This window comes from Sphingomonas sp. DG1-23, from assembly GCF_030730875.1.
GTDB lineage: Bacteria > Pseudomonadota > Alphaproteobacteria > Sphingomonadales > Sphingomonadaceae > Sphingomonas.
Genome location: NZ_JAVAMA010000008.1, coordinates 167,681 through 184,791, shown reverse-complemented (window position 1 = coordinate 184,791; position 17,111 = coordinate 167,681). Strand labels below are relative to the sequence as shown.

General features: G+C 66.1%; 14 protein-coding genes and 1 tRNA gene. 4 read left to right on the top strand and 11 right to left on the bottom strand.

Going from position 1 to position 17,111, the window contains the following annotated elements; all coding sequences use genetic code 11:
* Positions 1 to 206 precede the first annotated feature (206 nt).
* Positions 207 to 1,262 (top strand): hypothetical protein, encoded by a 1,056-nt coding sequence (locus Q9Q95_RS14385; protein WP_306097825.1) that lies wholly within the window; start codon positions 207 to 209, stop codon positions 1,260 to 1,262.
* Positions 1,263 to 2,206: 944 nt separating this feature from the next.
* Here the strand turns inward: Q9Q95_RS14385 and Q9Q95_RS14380 are convergent.
* From Q9Q95_RS14380 to Q9Q95_RS14370, 3 genes are all read right to left on the bottom strand, one after another.
* A tRNA-Gln gene (locus tag Q9Q95_RS14380) sits at positions 2,207 to 2,279 on the bottom strand.
* Positions 2,280 to 2,647: 368 nt separating this feature from the next.
* Complete coding sequence (locus Q9Q95_RS14375; RefSeq protein ID WP_306097824.1) at positions 2,648 to 3,190, bottom strand: hypothetical protein; 543 nt, start codon at positions 3,188 to 3,190, stop codon at positions 2,648 to 2,650.
* 62 nt (positions 3,191 to 3,252) lie between these two features.
* A complete protein-coding gene (locus Q9Q95_RS14370) occupies positions 3,253 to 3,786 on the bottom strand; it encodes a hypothetical protein (RefSeq protein WP_306097823.1) in 534 nt (177 codons plus the stop codon).
* Positions 3,787 to 4,327: 541 nt separating this feature from the next.
* Between Q9Q95_RS14370 and Q9Q95_RS14365 the strand changes: the two genes are divergently transcribed.
* Positions 4,328 to 5,290, top strand: a complete 963-nt coding sequence (locus Q9Q95_RS14365; RefSeq protein WP_371876771.1) for an alpha/beta hydrolase — start codon at positions 4,328 to 4,330, stop codon at positions 5,288 to 5,290.
* Positions 5,291 to 5,338: 48 nt separating this feature from the next.
* A complete protein-coding gene (locus tag Q9Q95_RS14360) occupies positions 5,339 to 6,364 on the top strand; it encodes a glycoside hydrolase family 43 protein (RefSeq protein ID WP_306097821.1) in 1,026 nt (341 codons plus the stop codon).
* A 413-nt stretch (positions 6,365 to 6,777) separates the two neighbouring features.
* Here Q9Q95_RS14360 and Q9Q95_RS14355 read toward each other — a convergent pair whose 3' ends face one another.
* From Q9Q95_RS14355 to Q9Q95_RS14340, 4 genes are all read right to left on the bottom strand, one after another.
* On the bottom strand, positions 6,778 to 8,127 hold the full coding sequence (locus Q9Q95_RS14355; RefSeq protein WP_306097820.1) for an MFS transporter: 1,350 nt from the start codon (positions 8,125 to 8,127) through the stop codon (positions 6,778 to 6,780).
* Between the two features lie 52 nt (positions 8,128 to 8,179).
* On the bottom strand, positions 8,180 to 8,914 hold the full coding sequence (locus Q9Q95_RS14350) for an IclR family transcriptional regulator (RefSeq protein ID WP_306097819.1): 735 nt from the start codon (positions 8,912 to 8,914) through the stop codon (positions 8,180 to 8,182).
* A gap of 72 nt (positions 8,915 to 8,986) precedes the next feature.
* Positions 8,987 to 9,751 (bottom strand): SDR family NAD(P)-dependent oxidoreductase, encoded by a 765-nt coding sequence (locus tag Q9Q95_RS14345; RefSeq protein WP_306097818.1) that lies wholly within the window; start codon positions 9,749 to 9,751, stop codon positions 8,987 to 8,989.
* 10 nt (positions 9,752 to 9,761) lie between these two features.
* Positions 9,762 to 11,240, bottom strand: a complete 1,479-nt coding sequence (locus Q9Q95_RS14340; RefSeq protein WP_306097817.1) for an aldehyde dehydrogenase — start codon at positions 11,238 to 11,240, stop codon at positions 9,762 to 9,764.
* An 87-nt stretch (positions 11,241 to 11,327) separates the two neighbouring features.
* Here Q9Q95_RS14340 and Q9Q95_RS14335 point away from each other — a divergent pair, with 87 nt between their 5' ends.
* Positions 11,328 to 12,524 (top strand): CaiB/BaiF CoA-transferase family protein, encoded by a 1,197-nt coding sequence (locus Q9Q95_RS14335; protein WP_306097816.1) that lies wholly within the window; start codon positions 11,328 to 11,330, stop codon positions 12,522 to 12,524.
* Here Q9Q95_RS14335 and Q9Q95_RS14330 read toward each other — a convergent pair.
* Genes Q9Q95_RS14330 through Q9Q95_RS14315 form a run of 4 tightly spaced genes read right to left on the bottom strand, consistent with a single transcriptional unit; the run spans position 12,505 to position 17,090 of the window.
* Positions 12,505 to 13,107 carry an FMN-binding negative transcriptional regulator gene (locus tag Q9Q95_RS14330; RefSeq protein ID WP_306097815.1) on the bottom strand — a complete coding sequence of 201 codons (603 nt, stop codon included), beginning with the start codon at positions 13,105 to 13,107 and terminating at the stop codon, positions 12,505 to 12,507. The genes Q9Q95_RS14335 and Q9Q95_RS14330 overlap by 20 nt on opposite strands.
* Positions 13,104 to 14,378 (bottom strand): cytosine permease, encoded by a 1,275-nt coding sequence (locus Q9Q95_RS14325; protein ID WP_306097814.1) that lies wholly within the window; start codon positions 14,376 to 14,378, stop codon positions 13,104 to 13,106. The genes Q9Q95_RS14330 and Q9Q95_RS14325 overlap by 4 nt, the downstream gene beginning before the upstream one ends.
* A complete protein-coding gene (locus Q9Q95_RS14320) occupies positions 14,375 to 15,475 on the bottom strand; it encodes a DUF917 domain-containing protein (RefSeq protein ID WP_306097813.1) in 1,101 nt (366 codons plus the stop codon). The genes Q9Q95_RS14325 and Q9Q95_RS14320 overlap by 4 nt, the downstream gene beginning before the upstream one ends.
* A complete protein-coding gene (locus Q9Q95_RS14315) occupies positions 15,465 to 17,090 on the bottom strand; it encodes a hydantoinase/oxoprolinase family protein (RefSeq protein WP_306097812.1) in 1,626 nt (541 codons plus the stop codon). Before Q9Q95_RS14315 ends, Q9Q95_RS14320 begins: the two co-directional genes overlap by 11 nt.
* Between the last annotated feature and the right edge of the window lie 21 nt (positions 17,091 to 17,111).

Sequence of the window (17,111 nt, the reverse complement as noted above, 5' to 3'; positions counted from 1 at the left end):
TCGGCCGGGTGCTGTGGGGTTTGCCGGGACGGTCGGCGCCACAAGCGACCACCGTCTTCGCCAGACACGCATCTGCCCTCGGCAAAAAAATGCCCGCGAGTAATTTTGTAGGAGAATTGTAGGAAAAGGACGTAGAGTTCTCCTTTTGTTCCACAAGGTGGAGCTGGCCTGCTTGTTCAGAGGCCATCGTGCAAAGGAGATCCTTGATGTCAGTTTCCCGCTTCATTTTGCCGTCGAACGCCGTTGATGGCGACCTCGCGGTCCTCGCGCGAATCGGCGCCGCTTTTGCGCCGCACGCTGGCGAGCCGGCGTCGATGGCGATCGTGCTCGACGCCGGTCATGTGCGCGCCGGCCCTAGTTTGATCGAAACGACGAAACAGCTCGTGGGGCCGTTCACCGCGCCCGCGAGCAATCCCCGGATCGACCGTGTCGTCGTCAACGCTGCAACCGGCGTGGTCTCCGTGCTCCCCGGCACCCCCGCAGCATCACCAGTGCCGCCGGCGATCCCCGCCAGCTTCATCCCCGTCGCGCAGGTCCTGCTCGTTCCCGGGACCCTCGCGATCACCGATGAGATGATCGTCGACGAGCGCGACTTCAGCGTCAGCGGGACCGGCGTCGGGTCGCTGCTCAACGTCCGCCGCTTCGCGGCTAGCGGGACCTATACGCCGACCCCAGGCACCACGAGTGTTATCGTGGACGCCCTTGGCGGCGGCGGCGGCGGCGGCGGATGTGCCGCCACCAGTTCGGGACAGATGTCAGCCGGAGGCGGCGGCGGTGCCGGCTCTTACGGGCGCGGCCGGTTCACGTCCGACTTCTCCGGCGTCACGGTGACCGTTGCCGCTGGCGTAGCGGCGTCCGCTTCGGGTGGAGCCGGCGCAGCGGGCAACACCTCGAGCTTCGGAAGCCTGCTGATAGCACCCGGGGGTGCGGCAGGGACGGTCGGCGACGCCGTCAGCACGCCAGCCATTACCTGGGGAAGCAACGCAAGCACGCCGCCGACCGGTAACAACATTGCTGGCGGCTCGGGGGAAGGCGGTGGCCTCGGCCTGGCGCTCCACCCGACTTCCGCAGCTGGGGGACGTGGGGGCGCGACATTATTCGGCGCAGGTTCGTCCGGGAGCTTGAACGGGAATACGGGCAGCGGGAATTCGTCGCTACCCTATGGATCCGGCGGCGGTGGCGCGTGCAACCTCGCAAATATGCCGGCCAGATCGGGCGGCGCCGGAGCCGCGGGGTTGGTGATCGTCTATGAGTTCGCATGAGGGAATTCGGCCAGCATAAGATTTGAGAACCCTGATCTGTCGCGCCTTGGCGCGGCAGATCTTCGCCCCTGCAATCGCGAGATGCTCTGTCGCCGTGTTCTTGGGGAGCGAAGATGTCTTGTGAACGGCGGGAACATAATTTTCGAAGGAACGATCTTGACTATATTTCAAGATGATCCTCGCTTTTGGGAGCCGCCGGGCCGCACGCGCGATTTATTGCTTGGCGCAATCGAGGAGCATCTCCGAAACACGAAGATGTCAGTTTCCCGATTCGGCCGAGAGGCTGTGGGAGACCCCAATTTCGTAGCCAGCGTTCGGGATGGACGCAGGCCACGCCGTGAGACCGCAGCTCGTGTCTTCGGTTGGCTCCGCAATCAGCATCGCCAATAGCGGGTCAGCCGAACTGAGCATGCAAGCTGGGGCGTCCTCGCTCAAGCCTGCATTCCCGCTGGCGACTGGGCACGCCCTGCCACAGATGAAACTCCACAGGATAGTTTAGTTCCGTACTGGGCGAACGACTGTTAGCAGCCTTGCGGGCCCAAGGGCTGCCGGTGCGCAATCCACGGTTCCCGACACCTTGGTCTCGCCAGACTCAACGCGGACCTCTCGATATTGATTGACATGCGATGATTGACCGCGACGCTGAAGTTCGGGAAGCGCGGGAGGAATCCCAAAACATTCCGTATCTGGTTGATTCACCCGCAGAATCGTATCTGTAACCGCCGGCTACCCCACACTTTTCCCCACACTTCGCATGAGATTTTACGGCACGATGCGGCACGGCTCGCAACCGTTATGCGTCCCATTCGCCGACGAGGCCGGCGATTCCGAAAAATCGTCGTCCCACTGATGGGGATATCACGGACATGCGAACATAAAAGTCACGGGGGCATGCGCCCTGTATCGCAGTTCGCTATCGCGTTTAACTTCCGGCATCTTGATTACCGCCCGGGCTGGGGTCGAACCAGCGTCCAGCCGGGTGCAGAGCCGGCCGCTCTGCCGCTGAGCTACCGGGCGGCGATCGTAATCTGACGATCAAAGCTCCCTAGCGCAAGCTACGGTGCCGTCCGAGCTGGGCTCGAACCAGCATCCCGTCGGACCTAGAGCCGAGTGCTCTGCCACTGAGCTATCGGACGGCAATGCCCGTTTGGTTCAAGCTCCCGCCGCTCGTCAATGGTCCTGCACGTCCCGCAGGACATCCGGCCGGAGCGGTCGCCCGCTGAAAGCGCCTAAGCGGCGCAGGAATGTGGCCATGTAAGGGCTGCCAACATCTACACCGTGTACCAGTTCCGGGGTGGGCCGGAACGCTGCCACGGTCGTTCGAGGTCGCGCGGCAGACCAGCCGCTCTTCAATGGATCGACGCCGGCGCGGGCACACGCCGCCTCTACGTTGAAGCGGCTGCACGGCGTCTCCAGCCGCAGCACCTCCCATGGCTTAGGCAGTTCACGCCAGACGACCGTGCAGGGTGGATGGCCCCGCCCGCCGAGCGGTGCCACGCGGCGACATCAGCCGCCATTAGCCGCATCACCTTGCCCGGGAGCATATCGTCAAAGATTGCATCGAGCCCTAGCGCTTCAACCGGCGCGATCCAGTGGTCGCTTGCCCGGTTCCAAGCGCCCGCAAACAGGTTCCAGGTCGAGGAGTCGTTGCCGCGGCGAACGATCATGGTTTCGAGGTCAATGTCCGTGGCTCGCCAGGCGGCCTCCAGCCGCTCGGCTAGCTCGCACAGGATCGCAAACCAGCGGCCGAGCAACTCGCCTTTCTGCTCTTCATTCAGGCGCGCCAGCACGTCGGCGCGGGGGAACACGTGCGCGATCGCGTACCAGCTGGTGCCTGCGTCCTCCCCACAAATGCCCAGCAGTGTGGCGGCCATGTCATCGAAAGCACTTTGCTGGCGTTGGATCGTGAACTCACTGCGCAGCTTCATGCGTGCGGCGTAATAGGCGACGAACGCTGCCGTCGGCACGCTGCCGGCGAAGTGCTCGACGGTCAGCTCAGGCGCGAGCCCGGCCTTCGAGACGAGCAGCAGCCGATACTTTGCCTCTCGGTTCGAAGTCTGGCGAGTTTCGCCTCCAGTCGGCCGGCCAGTCGGAACATCTTGTCGTAACGACGACGAGAAAGCTTCAGCCCACGGCCAGCTCGCTGTCGGCGATCAAGCCGGTCCTCCCTGAAGCTTGCTGCTCCGGGGCGTTTGCTGATCAGTCGGTTGAATTCCTCCAGCATGCGTTCCAGTTCGTCCGGGTCATTCCCTTCGGGCAATCCAGCCTGCAAGAAAAGCAGTGCGAGCTCGCGAGCTTTCGCAAACCGGTCCTCATGTTTCACGGGTGGCCGAAACACCGTGCGCATGGACGACCAGCCAAAGATGCGCCGCACGGAAGCGGCCACGCGATTGTGGATGGCACGCTCCAGCCGGCGAGCGAGTTCAGCCGGTAGCGCCCGGCCAATCAGCTCCGCAACCGTCTCCGGTGTGTCCCGTTGTACGAGCGTCGCGTGGAGCGAAGAGATGGCGAGGTCGGGCGACATGCTCTCAACCTAGCTCCGGACCAGGTCTAGGCAAGCCCGTGCCCTGAAAGACAGAAAGTTGTACGAATTTCCGCGGAGTCGGAACCGGCATGCGGCCGCGTCTTCTGATCGTTCGCGGATTGGCAACTCGCTGAGCCAAAAGGTCAGCTCCCCAGAAAGCGCTGTTCGACTTCCGTAGGGGTCACCATCGTCAAGCGGAAAATGGCAGAAATCTGCCATTTCGGACGATTTGAATAGAGTCATCCCCACTTTCGTCCCACATATTTTCGCGGCTTCAATGGCATGTAACGACATGCCCTTGGACGGCGTTTGCGATTCCATTCCCGAAAGCTCGATACCTTATCGACGCTTTTGGGCCGACAACCGTCCGTCTGCTTTTGGCGGACATCACGAGAAATCTGCCGGTCGTTAGAACCGCTGTCACTCGGAATCCGCCTTGAAAATTGCGTTGGATAAGTCTGACTAACTCAGTTATGGTAGCGCTAACTTGGTCGTGCTGAAGCAGCAGTAGGGGCACATCGAACCGAGCGAGGAGAGCACGATGCGCATCACAAAAGGCTTGGCAGGCCGGGCTCGCAAGGCTCGGGTGACCGGCTGTCTGGCCATTGCGGCTGCGGCGTGCATCGTCCCGACCGGCGCCCATGCGCAAACCGACAGGATGACGCAGATCGCGATGCCGGCTCAGCCCAATGCGATCGAGCTGGGTACCGGCCCCTTGCCGGGCGCGACGGCGCCCGAGGCGTGGCACAGCCAGTATGGCAGTGTTTTCGCCCGCAATGTCACTGTCGCTACCCTCACCCCGTTCCTCCCGGATCCCGCCAAGGCGACGGGCGCAGCGGTGGTGGTCGCGCCGGGTGGCGGCTTTCGCACGCTGTCGATGCAGAACGAAGGTTGGGATGTCGCCCGTGCGCTGGCAGCCAAGGGCGTAGCGGCGTTCGTACTCAAATACCGGCTCAATCCGACACCTGCGGACATGCCGGGGTTCGAGCGTTCGATGCGCGAGATGTTCTCCGGCACGGCGGCGCGTCCGCCGCGGATGGAGCCGCAGGAGGTGATGAAGGGACTCGCCCCGCAGATCGCCGATGCGCGTGCCGCGTTCGCACTCATCCGCCGACGCGCCGCGGAATGGCATGTGGATCCCGATCGCATCGGCATGGTCGGCTTTTCCGCCGGCGGCATGCTGACGTTGGCCACGGCGCTTGCGGTAGAGGATGCCAAGCCCGCCTTTATCGGCGACATTTATGGTCCGCTCGGCGCCGTGACCGTTCCGGCCGACGCGCCCCCCTTGTTCGCCGCGCTCGCCGCCGACGATCCTTTCTTCGCAAGCGGCGGGATCGGGCTCATCGACAATTGGCGCGCGGCCAAGCGACCCGCCGAATTCCACTTGTACGAGCAAGGCGGGCACGGCTTCGGCATGTACCCGAAGGAAACCACCAGCACCGGTTGGTTCGACGCCTTTGTCCGCTGGATCGGCATGCACGGCATGCTGAAGCCCGCGAAATGATGAGGATCGCGATCTTCGTCTGGAGTCTGGGCTGAAGGGATGGGTGGAATGGGCGTTGGCCAAGCGATGCTGGCAGCGGCGGCACTGACCGCGCTGGCTTTAACGAACTCCGCGATGGGGCAGACTGCGCCCGCTGCCGCGCCCGGAGCCAACCCGATCGTTCGGGACAAATTCACCGCCGATCCGGCGCCGCTGGTGGTAGGCAACAAGCTCTACTTGTATGTCGGGCATGACGAAGCGCAGCGCGACGAGATGTTCAACATGCGCGAGTGGCTTGTCTATTCGACCACAGACATGCGGCACTGGACCGATCATGGCGCGATCATGAAGGTCGCCGACTTCAAATGGGCAGAGAAGGACGCCTGGGCCTCACAGGTCATCCAGAAGAACGGCAAGTTCTGGTTCTATGCCGCGGTCGAGCACGACAAGACACACCCCGGCAAGGCGATCGCGGTCGCGGTGTCGGATACGCCCACTGGCCCCTTCGTCGATGCGAAGGGTTCGGCGCTCATCACCAACCAGATGACGCCCAAGGGTACCCACAGCTGGGAGGATATCGATCCCACGGTGCTCACCGACGATGACGGGGCGACGTGGATCGCGTGGGGCAATCGGCAGTGCTACATCGCAAAGCTCAAGCCCAACATGATCGAGATCGACGGTCCGATCACCGAGATCACGCCGCCGCATTTCGAGGAAGGGCCTTGGCTGCACAAGCGCGGATCCCTTTATTACCTCACTTATGCGTCGCTCGACCGGTCGACACACCGGGACGAGCGGATCTCCTATGCCACCGCGCCGTCGATCAATGGGCCGTGGACCTATCGCGGCGAGTTGACGGGATCGGGCAAGTACAGCTTCACGATCCATCCCGGGATCGCGCAGTTCAAAGGGAATTGGTATCTGTTCCTACACAATGCGGCGCTGGTGATCGGTGATCTGAGCGGCGCGATCGGTCGTCGTGCCGTCACCGTCGAGCATCTCCAGTATAATGCAGACGGGACGATGAAGCCCGTCTTCCAGACGGACGCAGGCGTGACAGTCGCGTTGCCCGGAGCGGCCAGGAGAAACTAAGACCGCGACCGGAACACGCGTTATGACCGGCCGTGGCAAGATCGGACGGCACGGTGATTAGTGCCAGCGGACCCTGACCCGGCTTCGGCTCTCCTTGGGAATTGGGCAGGTGGTGAACGTTGCTGAATCGCGAGGTACGGCTGCTTTCGGGCGCGGCGATGACGCCGTTGAACGAGGGAGATTAGGGCGCATAGCCGTCCGACCGTTCTCGCAGAAGCTGCCGGTCCGATCTTGGACCGTAAGCGGACTGGCAACATCAGGCGGGATGCCCTGATAAACTGCCGTAGGTAGATCCCGCACTGAATTTGACTTGCGACCCCACCTCGAGCGGCCCCGCTCCGCTGCAATGGTAAGCTCACTCCGTTGCGTGCGAGCTGCTGGAGACCTGTAATGCATCCCGCACCCTCACTCGCTCAAAAGCGGTTGCCGTTCGGCTCGTCCGACGCCGGACGCTCCGCAGTTCGCCGCAGCGCGCGCGGCAGCAGGACCAGCATCGCCGCCGCGACCAACCCGCCCGCCCCCATCACCAAAGATACCGCCATCAGCCCGCTGCCGCCTGCGAACAGCGCCCCGGCCACCACCGGTCCGACCGCGGACCCGCCGCGCCCGATCCCGATGACTAAACCGGTGCCGCTCGCCCGCAGCGCCGCGGGATAGGCCTGGGCAAGGATCGGGTACATGCCGACTACTCCGGCGTTGATGAAGAACGCCGCCACCGCTGCCGCTGCCGAAAGTTTGGCGAGATCATGAAAGCCGAGGCCGAAAACCGCGATCGCCACTACTCCAGCCAGCATCGCCGCGATCACCAGCGGCCGAAGCGCGAAACGCTGTGCCGCCAGCCCGATCGCCACCGCGCCGGCAAGGTTGCCGATATTGGCCGTGACCAGCACGCGCCCTGCCGAGGCCTGATCGAAGCCCATGTCGACGACGATCTTCGGGATCCACTTCTGGACGTAATAGAAGAACATGATCTGCGCGAAATAGGCGATGGCGAGCAGCAGTGTGACGCCGGCATAGCGCGACGAGAAGAGGGTCATTACCGAAGGCTTCTCTACCTGCGCCGGCGGCGGCGGCAGCCGCGCAATCGGCGCGCGGCCGAGCCGGGCGAGTGTCGCGTTCACTCCCATCATGGCGTCGGGGCGCCGCCGCGCGATCAGCGAGTCGACCGATTCGGGCAGCAGGAAGAAAGCGAGCGGGATCGCGGCGCTGGTCGCGACCGCACCCAACAGGAACACAGAGCGCCAGTCCCCGATCCCGGCGAGCAGCGCCGAGGCGAGCAGCCCACCAAGAATCGCCCCCGTCGAATATCCGGCGATGTTGAGCGACACGTTCAGCCCGCGGCGGCGATCGTTCGAGAATTCGGCGACCGTTGCGCTGGTCGCGGAAAGCATCCCGCCGATGCCCAGCCCGGTGAACAATCGTGCCGCCGAGAGCATCTGGAGGTTGCCCGCTGCCCACGCCGCGAGCATCCCCATCGCCATCGCGACAAGACAGCCGAGGATCGTCGGCCGCCGACCTATGCGATCGGCGACATTGCCGATCAGCACCGATCCCGCCGCCATGCCGAACAGCTCCATCGACAGCAACAGGCCGAGTCTGGCCTTGTCGATCCCCCATTCCGCCGCGATCCCCGGTGCGGCGAAGCTGATCGCCAGCACGTCGAAGCCGTCGAGCGCGTTCAGGGCGATGCACAGGGCCACCACCACGATCTGCGCGGCGCGCATGGGTTCGGCGGCGATCGCCGCACGGGGATCCTGCGTCATGGCATTCCTCTCGGGTTCGGCCCGCGGCTCTTCGGACGGCGCTCGTTCGGGTTCAGCGCGCCGCGGACAGCGCCTTCAGATGCCGCTGGAGCAATGCCGCCGTCTTCGGCTGCCGGACGAGACAGCGCGATACCGGCCCCACCACGACGATCGACAGCCGCCGCCCGGCAAAGGGCAAGGCCAGCGCCACGCCGGCGAGATCGGGTGTGTATTCGGCATTGCTCTGATGCCAGCCGCGCGCTTCGCCCGCGGCCAGCTCGGCCTCGATGCGTTCCGGTGTCGTCGGAGTGGTCGCCGAATAACTCGTGAAATCGATCCGGCGATACAGCGCCTGACGTTCCTCCGCGCTCATCTGCGCCAGCAAGGCACGCCCGGCCGAGCTGGCATGGATCGGCACACGGTCCCCAACCCGCGCGAAATAGCGCACCGGCTGGCGCGATTCCGCGACGTCGACGAACATCGCATGCAGGCCTGCCGGCGCCGAGATCGCCACCGTCTCGCCGCTTTCCTCCATCACGGCGCGGACCAGCCGCGCCAGGCCGGCGGGCAGTGGATCGGCCTGCGAGACCTTCTCTGCCAGCTCGAGCCAACGCGGGCTGGGATAATGCCCGCCGCGCGGCAGGGGCTCGTAGAGATAGCCCATCGCTGCCAACGTGCCGACCAGCTTGAACGTGCTCGAGCGCGGCCAGCCCATCGCATCGGCGATCTCCGCGGCATTCGCCGGCCGCTGCCGTTCGGCGAAGAATTCGAGAATCTGCAGCGCGTTGGCCGCCTGACGGACGATCATGCGCAAAGCCGTATGGCGAAAGCGCGGCTCCGGCAACAGCGTGTCGCGCGCCGGCCGGGCTGCCGCGCATCCTCAGCGGGCCGTGAAGCCGCCGTCGACCGGCAGCGCCACGCCGGTGATGAAGCTGGCCTCGTCAGAGGCGAGCCAGAGCGCCGCATCGGCGACCTCGCCCGGCTTGACCAATCGGCCGAGCGGCACCGCGGCAACGATCTTCGCTTCGTTGGCAGCAGCCTCGGCGGGATCGCCGCTGCGCCCGGTGAACCCCAACTTCATCGGCGTATCGGCAAGCCCGGGGCAGACCACATTCACCCGGATCCCGTCAGGCGCCAGCGCGAGCGCCAGCGACTTGGCAAGGCCGACCACGCCCCATTTTGCCGCCGAATAGATCGGGCTCATCATCGATCCGACCAGCCCCGAGATCGACGACGTGAAGATGATCGATCCGCCGCCGCGCGCGCGCATGTGCGGCGCTACCTGCCCCGCGCCGAGCGCCGCCGAGGTGATGTTGAGGTCGATTGCTTTTCGATAGGCGTCGAGATCGAGATTCTCGACCGATGCCGGGCCCGGCACTCCGGCATGCGCCCAGAGGATGTCGGCGCCGCCCAGCGCCGCCGCCGCCTGATCGATGCTGCCGCGCGCGCCCTCAGGCGTCGACAGGTCTGCCGCAATGGCTGTCACCCGGTCGGAACCGAAGTCGGCGACCAGCGCGTCGAGTGCCGCCGGGTCGATGTCGATCGCCGCGACCTGCGCACCTTCGCGCACGAAACGCTCGACCCCCGCCCGGCCCATCCCCGAAGCCGCCGCAGTGACGATCGCGAGCCTGCCCTGAAGGCGCATCCTTCTCTCCTCAATTCGCAAAGGGATCGGCAAACTTGCCGGTGGTGGAGATCACGGTGGTGCGCGTCTCAAGATAGGAATCGAGCGCCTCGACGCCGTTCTCGCGGCCCCAGCCGCTGCTCTTGACCCCGCCATAGGGCGTCGACCAGCGGATGTAGCGATAGGTGTTGACCCACACGATCCCCGCCTCGATCCGGTTGGCGACGCGGTGCGCGCGGCCGACATCGCCCGTCCACAGGCCCGCGGCGAGGCCGTAGGGCGTGCCATTGGCGATCGCGACTGCTTCTTCTTCGCCGTCGAACGGCAGGATCGCGGCGACCGGACCGAAGATCTCCTCCTGCGCGATCCGCATCTGCGATCCGACCCCGGCGAACACGGTAGGCTCGACGAAATAGCCGCCGGCAAAGCCCTCGTGGTCGATGCGCGCCCCGCCGGCGACCAGTTCGGCACCCTCCTCGCGGCCGATGTCGACATAAGATAGCGTCTTGGCGAGCTGCTCGGCATGCGCTTGCGGGCCCATATGGGTGGCCGGGTCCATCTGGCTGCCGACGCGGACGCGGCCGGCATTGCGGCGGAACGCCTCGACTACCCGGTCGTAGATCGGCCGCTCGACCAGCACGCGGCTGCCCAGCGCGCAGCTCTGGCCGCAGAGCGCCCAGGCCGAGCCGGTGGCGGCATTTACCGCATTCTCGACGTCGCAATCGGCGAACAGGATGTGCGGCGCCTTGCCACCGAGCTCGAAGCTGAAGCGCTTGAGCGTGTTGGCGCCGGTCTTGAGGATCGTCTTCGCGGTAGCGCCCTCGCCGGTAAAGGCAATCTTGTCGACGCCGGGATGCGCGACGAGATGCGCCCCGGCGACGGGACCATCGCCCGGCACGACATTTACCACGCCGGGCGGGAAGCCGGCCTGCTCGAACAGATGCGCGAGCGCCAGCGACGAGGCGGGAGTCTGCTCGGCCGGCTTGAGCACCACGGTGCATCCTGCCGCCAGCGCCGGGCCGAGCTTCCACGTCGCTGCCATCAGCGGCACGTTCCATGGCGTGATCGTGCCGACCACCCCCACCGGCAGCCGCGAGGTGAAGGCGTGGACGGTGTCATCCATCGGGATCGTCCGCCCGTCGAGCTTGTCAGCGAGGCTGGCGAACCAGTGCCAATATTGCGGGTGGAGACCGATATCGCCACGTGACTCGCGAATCGCGCGGCCATTGTCGCGCGATTCGACCTGCGCCAGCGCCTCGGCCTGCGTGGCATAAAGATCGGCGAATTTGCGCAACAGCGCTGCCCGCTGCCACGGCGCCATCTTGCGCCACGGCCCTTCGAATGCCTCGCGCGCCGCCGCCACCGCGCGGTCCACGTCCTGCGCGCCGCCGTACGCGACCAGCGCCCAAGGCAGGCCCGTCGCCGGATCCACGCTGTCACGCACCCCGCCGTCGATCGGCGCAACCCATGTGCCGCCGATGAACAGGCGATCGAAGCGGAACTCGGTCATTCAGATCACTCTCGAACATATCTCTATATGTGGACATATTAGTCCCCACATGGAAACTTTAGTCAAGAGGTGAAGGGGAGATTCGAGATGATTCGGCTGCTCACGGGAATTCGCGTGATCGAGGTCGGTGCGGTGGTGCTTGGCCCCTATGCGGCGCAGATCCTCGGTGATCTGGGCGCCGAAGTGATCAAGGTCGAGCCGCTCGAGGGCGACATCGCTCGCAACGCGCATCCGCAGGGTCCCGACGGCGGCGCGCTGTTCGTCAACAACAACCGCAACAAGCGCATGCTCGCGATCGACCTGAAGCAGGCCGAGGGGCGCGACGCACTGGCACGGCTGATCGGCACGGCGGATGTGCTGCTTCACAATATGCGTGCCGAAGCGGCCGAGCGGCTGGGGCTCGGCTTCGCTGCGGTGGCGGCGGTCAATCCGCGCATCGTCCACTGTGCTTCGATCGGCTTCGGCCAGGCGGGCCCATATCGCGATCGTCCGGCGTTCGACGACATCATCCAGGCGGCGAGCGGGATGGCGGGGCTGGCTATGCACCATGGCGGCGAGCCGCAATTCGTGCCGACGATCGTCGCCGACAAGGTCGCGGGGCTACACGCCGTCTATGGCATCCTCGCGGCTCTGGTCGCGCGCGAACGGGGGCAGCCGGGACCGTTCAGCGTCGAAGTGCCGATGTTCGAGGCGATGGTCGCGTTTCTGATGAACGAGCATCTCGCCGAGGCGAGCTTCACCGTCGAGGGCGCGACCGGCTATCCGCGAGTGCTTTCCCCCAATCGCCGACCCTTCCGGACCGCCGATGGCTGGATCGCAGTCCTCCCTTACACCGCCGAACAATGGCGCCGTTTCCTCGCCGAGATCGGGCGCGAAGCGCTGTGCGATGCGCCATGGTTTCGAGACGCGCGGGCGCGGCAAGCGCAGATCGACGAGCTCTATGAGATCCTCGCGGAGAGCCTGCCTGCACGGACAACCGACGCCTGGATCACAGCGCTGTCCGCGCGCGACGTGCCTTGTTCGCGCATCGCTACGCCCGACGATCTGCTCAGCGACCCGCACCTCGCGGAGGTCGGGTTCTTCGAGGTGCCTGAAACGTATCCGGCCAGCATCGCGCGAATGGTGCCGCAGCCCGTGCGTTTCGATACGGTCGCGTCGGCGCCGGATGCGCCGCCAGCCGGGCTTGGCGCCGACAGTCGCGCAGTGCTGCGCGACTGCGGGCATGACGAAGCACGGATCGACGCGTTGATCGCGGCGGGCGTGGTCAGGACCGGCCCGGGTTAAACCGCTCCATCCAGCGGCGCAGCTCCGGGTCCGGATGCGTGGCGAGGATCGACTGTAGCGTCTCGGGGCGTTCGTCCTGGCCGAGCTTGAAAAGACCCTGTGCACCAGTGACGTGTGCGCGGAAGCCAATGATCTGGGCGAGCAAGCCGGTGTAGCGCGGGCCCAGTTCCTCCTTCCGCCACGGCGCGGGCCGCCCGGCCTCGATCGCGTCGGTCAGCATGTCGAGCGCCTCCTCGGTGAGGTGGGGGTCGAAGCGGATCTCCGCCTCGACGATCAACTGGGCATAGTTCCACGTCGGTCCCCAGTCGCGCCGGCCGGCATGCTCTGGCGAGACATAGCCCTGCGGCCCCCGAAACAGCAGCACCGCACGCGGATCGGAAACCAAAGCGGCATGGAGCGAATTGGACCGCGCGCAATGGCCGAGCAGTGTAACCAGCCGGCCGTGGCCGTCATATTCGCCGATCAGCGGCAACAGACTCGCCACGGCAGGGCGCCCTGCGGCAGTGACCCAGGCGAGCGGAAATTCGGCGATCAGCGCCTGGACGTCGGCATCGGCATAGCGTCCGAAGGGCGAAGGACTCACCCGCGCGCTCCTGCCCCAAATCGCCGGCGTACCAGCGCATAGACCAGGGCGGCGAAGATCGTGGCATCGAGCGCCGGCACCGTGGTGGCCGTCCAACCCTGATAGGCGGCGAGCACCGCGACAATGATCGATCCCAGCCACGTCGCCAGCGCCGGCCAGCGCACCGCCGGCACCGCGGCGATCGAGGCGGCGGAGTCCGCGCCGCGCCAAATGGTGAGCGCGTCGATCACATAGATCGCGGCGATCGGGGGGATGATCAGCCCGAGGAACAGCAGGAAGGGAATGAACGCGTCGAGAATCCCCATCAGCGCGAAAGCGGCGCCGATCGTGCCGCCGAGCACGGTGAACAGCCACGGCCGCACGCGTGGGAAGGTAGTCCCGAGCGACAGGCTCGACGAATAAAGGTTGAGCGCGTTGACCGTCCAGGTGGGCAGCACGAGGAGGAACAATACCGGCGTGCCGAAGCCGAACTGCGTCACCAGCTTCATGATGCTCGTCTCGCCGGTGGCGAGCGCGGGGATCGCGGCGGCGGTCATCATCAGCGGCGTGGCGATGGGAAAGGACAGCACCATGCTGGCGATCGCACCGCGCGTGGTGCGGGTGTAGCGCGACAGATCGGGCATCGTCGCCACTGCGAGCATATAGGCGCCGATCAGTGCCGAGATTGCGATGCCGAACCCCATCGGTTCGGCCGGAGCGGATGCCGGGGTGGTGACCATACCGTAGCGGTCGAGCGAGGCCCAGACCACCAATGCAAGGATTACGGCAAGCACCGGCACCGCCACCACTGCGAGCCGGTCGAGTGCCTTGAAACCGATGATCGTCGACGCGGTCATCAGCGCGCTGCCGAGGATGACGGACAGCGTAAAGTTGCCGGCCAGCCCGTTGGCCTCGGCCGCCTGCATGATCGCTTCGCCGAAGAAGGAGGCATTCACGCCGAACCAGCAGAAATGGATCAGCGCGATCACGGTGTTGATTAGCGCGGCGCCGCCGATGCCGAACGAGCGGCGGACGAGCAGATAGGTCGACAGCCGCGTTCGCACGCTGACCACCGCGGTGAAGCATCCGCCGACGCACAGGATCAGCGCCGCGAGGAACGCCGCGCCGACGGCACCCCGCAACCCCAGCGCGAGCGCGTTGTGCGCCCCGTTGAGAAAGTCCGGCAGCCCGATCGAGAAACTCGCGACGATCAATCCGACGCGCCAACCGGGAACGGTCACCCCTTCGGGAACCGGGCTATGCGCGTGCAGTTCGCCGGCTTGCTCGGTCATGTGCTCCACCCGTTCAGCTGCTCGATCGGGGCATAGGCCTCGGGGTAACCGAAGGCGCTGGGCCCGACGAATTCCAGGGCGCGCGCCGTGCGCAGCATCGCCGGCGCGGCGGCGCCGACCAATTTGACCCGCTGGCCGTATTTGAGCCGTTCGGTGGTGATGCTGTCGGCGGTTTCGCGGTCCATCACCGTCAATATGTCGGGCACCATCGCGACGATCCGGCCGTCGCGTCGCGCGAGCAGATTCTCGTTCTGGAAATCGACCTCGACGTGCGACCGGCCGTCGAACGCCTCGATCACGATTCGACCGACCGAAAAGCCGCCCCGCGTCTCTCGCTCGAGATCGGTGATCTTGCCGTCGAACAGCACGCCGGCATGTGAATAGAGCCCGCTCTCCCACAACGCCGCGAACAAGGCCTCGAACGGATCCTCACTCGCCGCGCGCGCCTGCCGGATCGCCGCGCCGATCGCGATCGCAGCCGAAATGCTGCCGGGCACTGCATAGGCCTTGGCCTGGGCGCCGTTCAGCGGATATTCGACCATGTGCGCGATGCCGCCCAGCGCGATCGCCAACGCGCGCGCCAGCCTCTCATGCTCGACATTGTCCGAGGTCTCGATCACCGTCAGCGATCCCGACGCCGCGGTCACCACCGAGGGGCAGGCCGAAATCCCGTGGATGTTGAAGATCGCCATCTGCGATTCTGGAAAGGCGCGGCCCATGCCGTCGGCATCGACCACCGGCACCCCCAATTCGGCGGCGGCGACCAGCGGCGCCAGCCCGTTGCTGCCGCCGATCTCGATCGGCATCACCGCGTCGATCTGGCGGCCGAGCATCGCCTCCAGCCGCAGCAGGCCCGCCATCGCCTCCTTGCCGCTCGGCAACTTCTCGACCGAGACCGTCGGTGCGCCGACCCAGCCGCACGGCACGACCAGCGCGTCGTCTGGCAGCGCATTTAGCGTCACCAGTTCGAAGCTGCCGCGGCGGACGAGTTCCGCCTCGCCGAGGAGCATCGCATAATAGGGATCTCCGCCCCCGCCCGATCCCAGAAACGCCGCGCCGGTGGCGAGATCGGCGAGCGCCGCGCGATCAATGCGCATGGGCGGCAAAAATCGCATCGGGGGTGACGCCCGCAGGGCGGCTCTTGACGAGATCGCTCACCGCGCGGACCCGCACTTGCGCGGCCCGGCCGGGCATATAGCTCAGAAACACTTCATCGACGTCCACGATCTGTACCTTCCCAATATCGCCTCCCGCCGCCGCGACACGCGCGCGCGCCTCGTCGGACAGCTGCGCGATCACCGTGGCGCGCGGCACCCTGTCATAGCTGACGAGCTGCTCGACCTGGGCGCCGATCTGCGCGATCGCCGCTCCCACTGCATTCGCCACCCCCGCATGCGGCGGACGGATCACTTTGGCGGCGCCCTTCAGCATATCCGGAATCAGGAAACTGCCGCCGCCCACTGCGAGGATCGTCACGTCGCCGCGAGCGGTCTTCATGCGGTCGACAGCGTCGGCCAGCATCGTCTGGATTCGCTGCCACACCGTCTGCAGCACTGCATCGTTCAGCGCGGGCAGGCGCGACGGATCGCCGAACGCGGCACGGCCGGTGGCGACCGCCACGTCGCTCGTCGTCAGCGTGTCTCCGCCGAACAGCATCGCATCCTCGGCGATGCGGAAGCCCACCGAGTCCGGACCGACCCGCAGCGCCGCCGCGTCCAGCGCCGCCGCTTCGTACAGCGCAGGATCGAGATGGACCCGCGTGCCGCCGCCCAACCCGATCGCAAGGATGTCGGGCATGCGGAAATTGGTGCGCACCCCGCCGATATCGACTGCGATCGAGGATTCGCGCGGAAAGCCGCCCACCAGCACGCCGACGTCAGTGGTGGTGCCGCCGACATCCATCACGATCGCGTCGGTGACGCCGGTCAGGAAGGCGGCGCCGCGCATCGAGTTGGTCGGCCCCGATCCGATCGTCAGCACCGGATAGGTCGCCGCCTGCGCCGCCGAGATCAAGGTACCGTCGTTCTGCGAGATGTAGAGCGGCGCGGACACCCCGATTTCCGCCAGCGCACGCTCGAAGGACGCGATCACCCGGCCCGCGAGGCTGGTCAGCGCGGCGTTGAGGATCGCCGCATTCTCACGCTCGATGAAGCCGATCCGGCCGATCGCACTGGAGACAGTGACCACGGCATCCGGATGCACCTGCCGCACGATCGTAGCCGCGCGGTCTTCCATCGCCGCGTTGATCGGCGCGAAAGCACAGCTGATCGCTATCGCGTCGACGCCGGCCGACCGCAAGGTGAGCGCGGCGTCGCGCACCTTCGCCTCGTCGAGCGGGGCGATCTCGCGCCCGTCCATTTCATAGCCTCCGGGAAGCAGGAACACGTGGTCGCCGATCCGCGCGGTCAGATCGGTCGGCCAGCCGGTCATCGGCGGCAGCGCCTCGCCCGAGGGGCTTGCCAGCCGGAGCACCCCGACCCGGTCGAGTTGGCTGCGCTCGACCAAAGCGTTGGCGAAATGGGTGGTGCCGATCATCACCGATGCGATCGTGCCCGGCGTCACCCCCGCCTGTCCTAGCACCGCGGTGATCGCCGCAGCGACTCCCGAACTCACATCGGCGGTGGTCGGCTGCTTGGTCCAGGCGCGCACCTCGCTCCCGTCCATCAGCACCGCGTCGGTATTCGTGCCCCCCACATCGACACCAATGCGCACTGACCTCACTCCTGCCCCGGT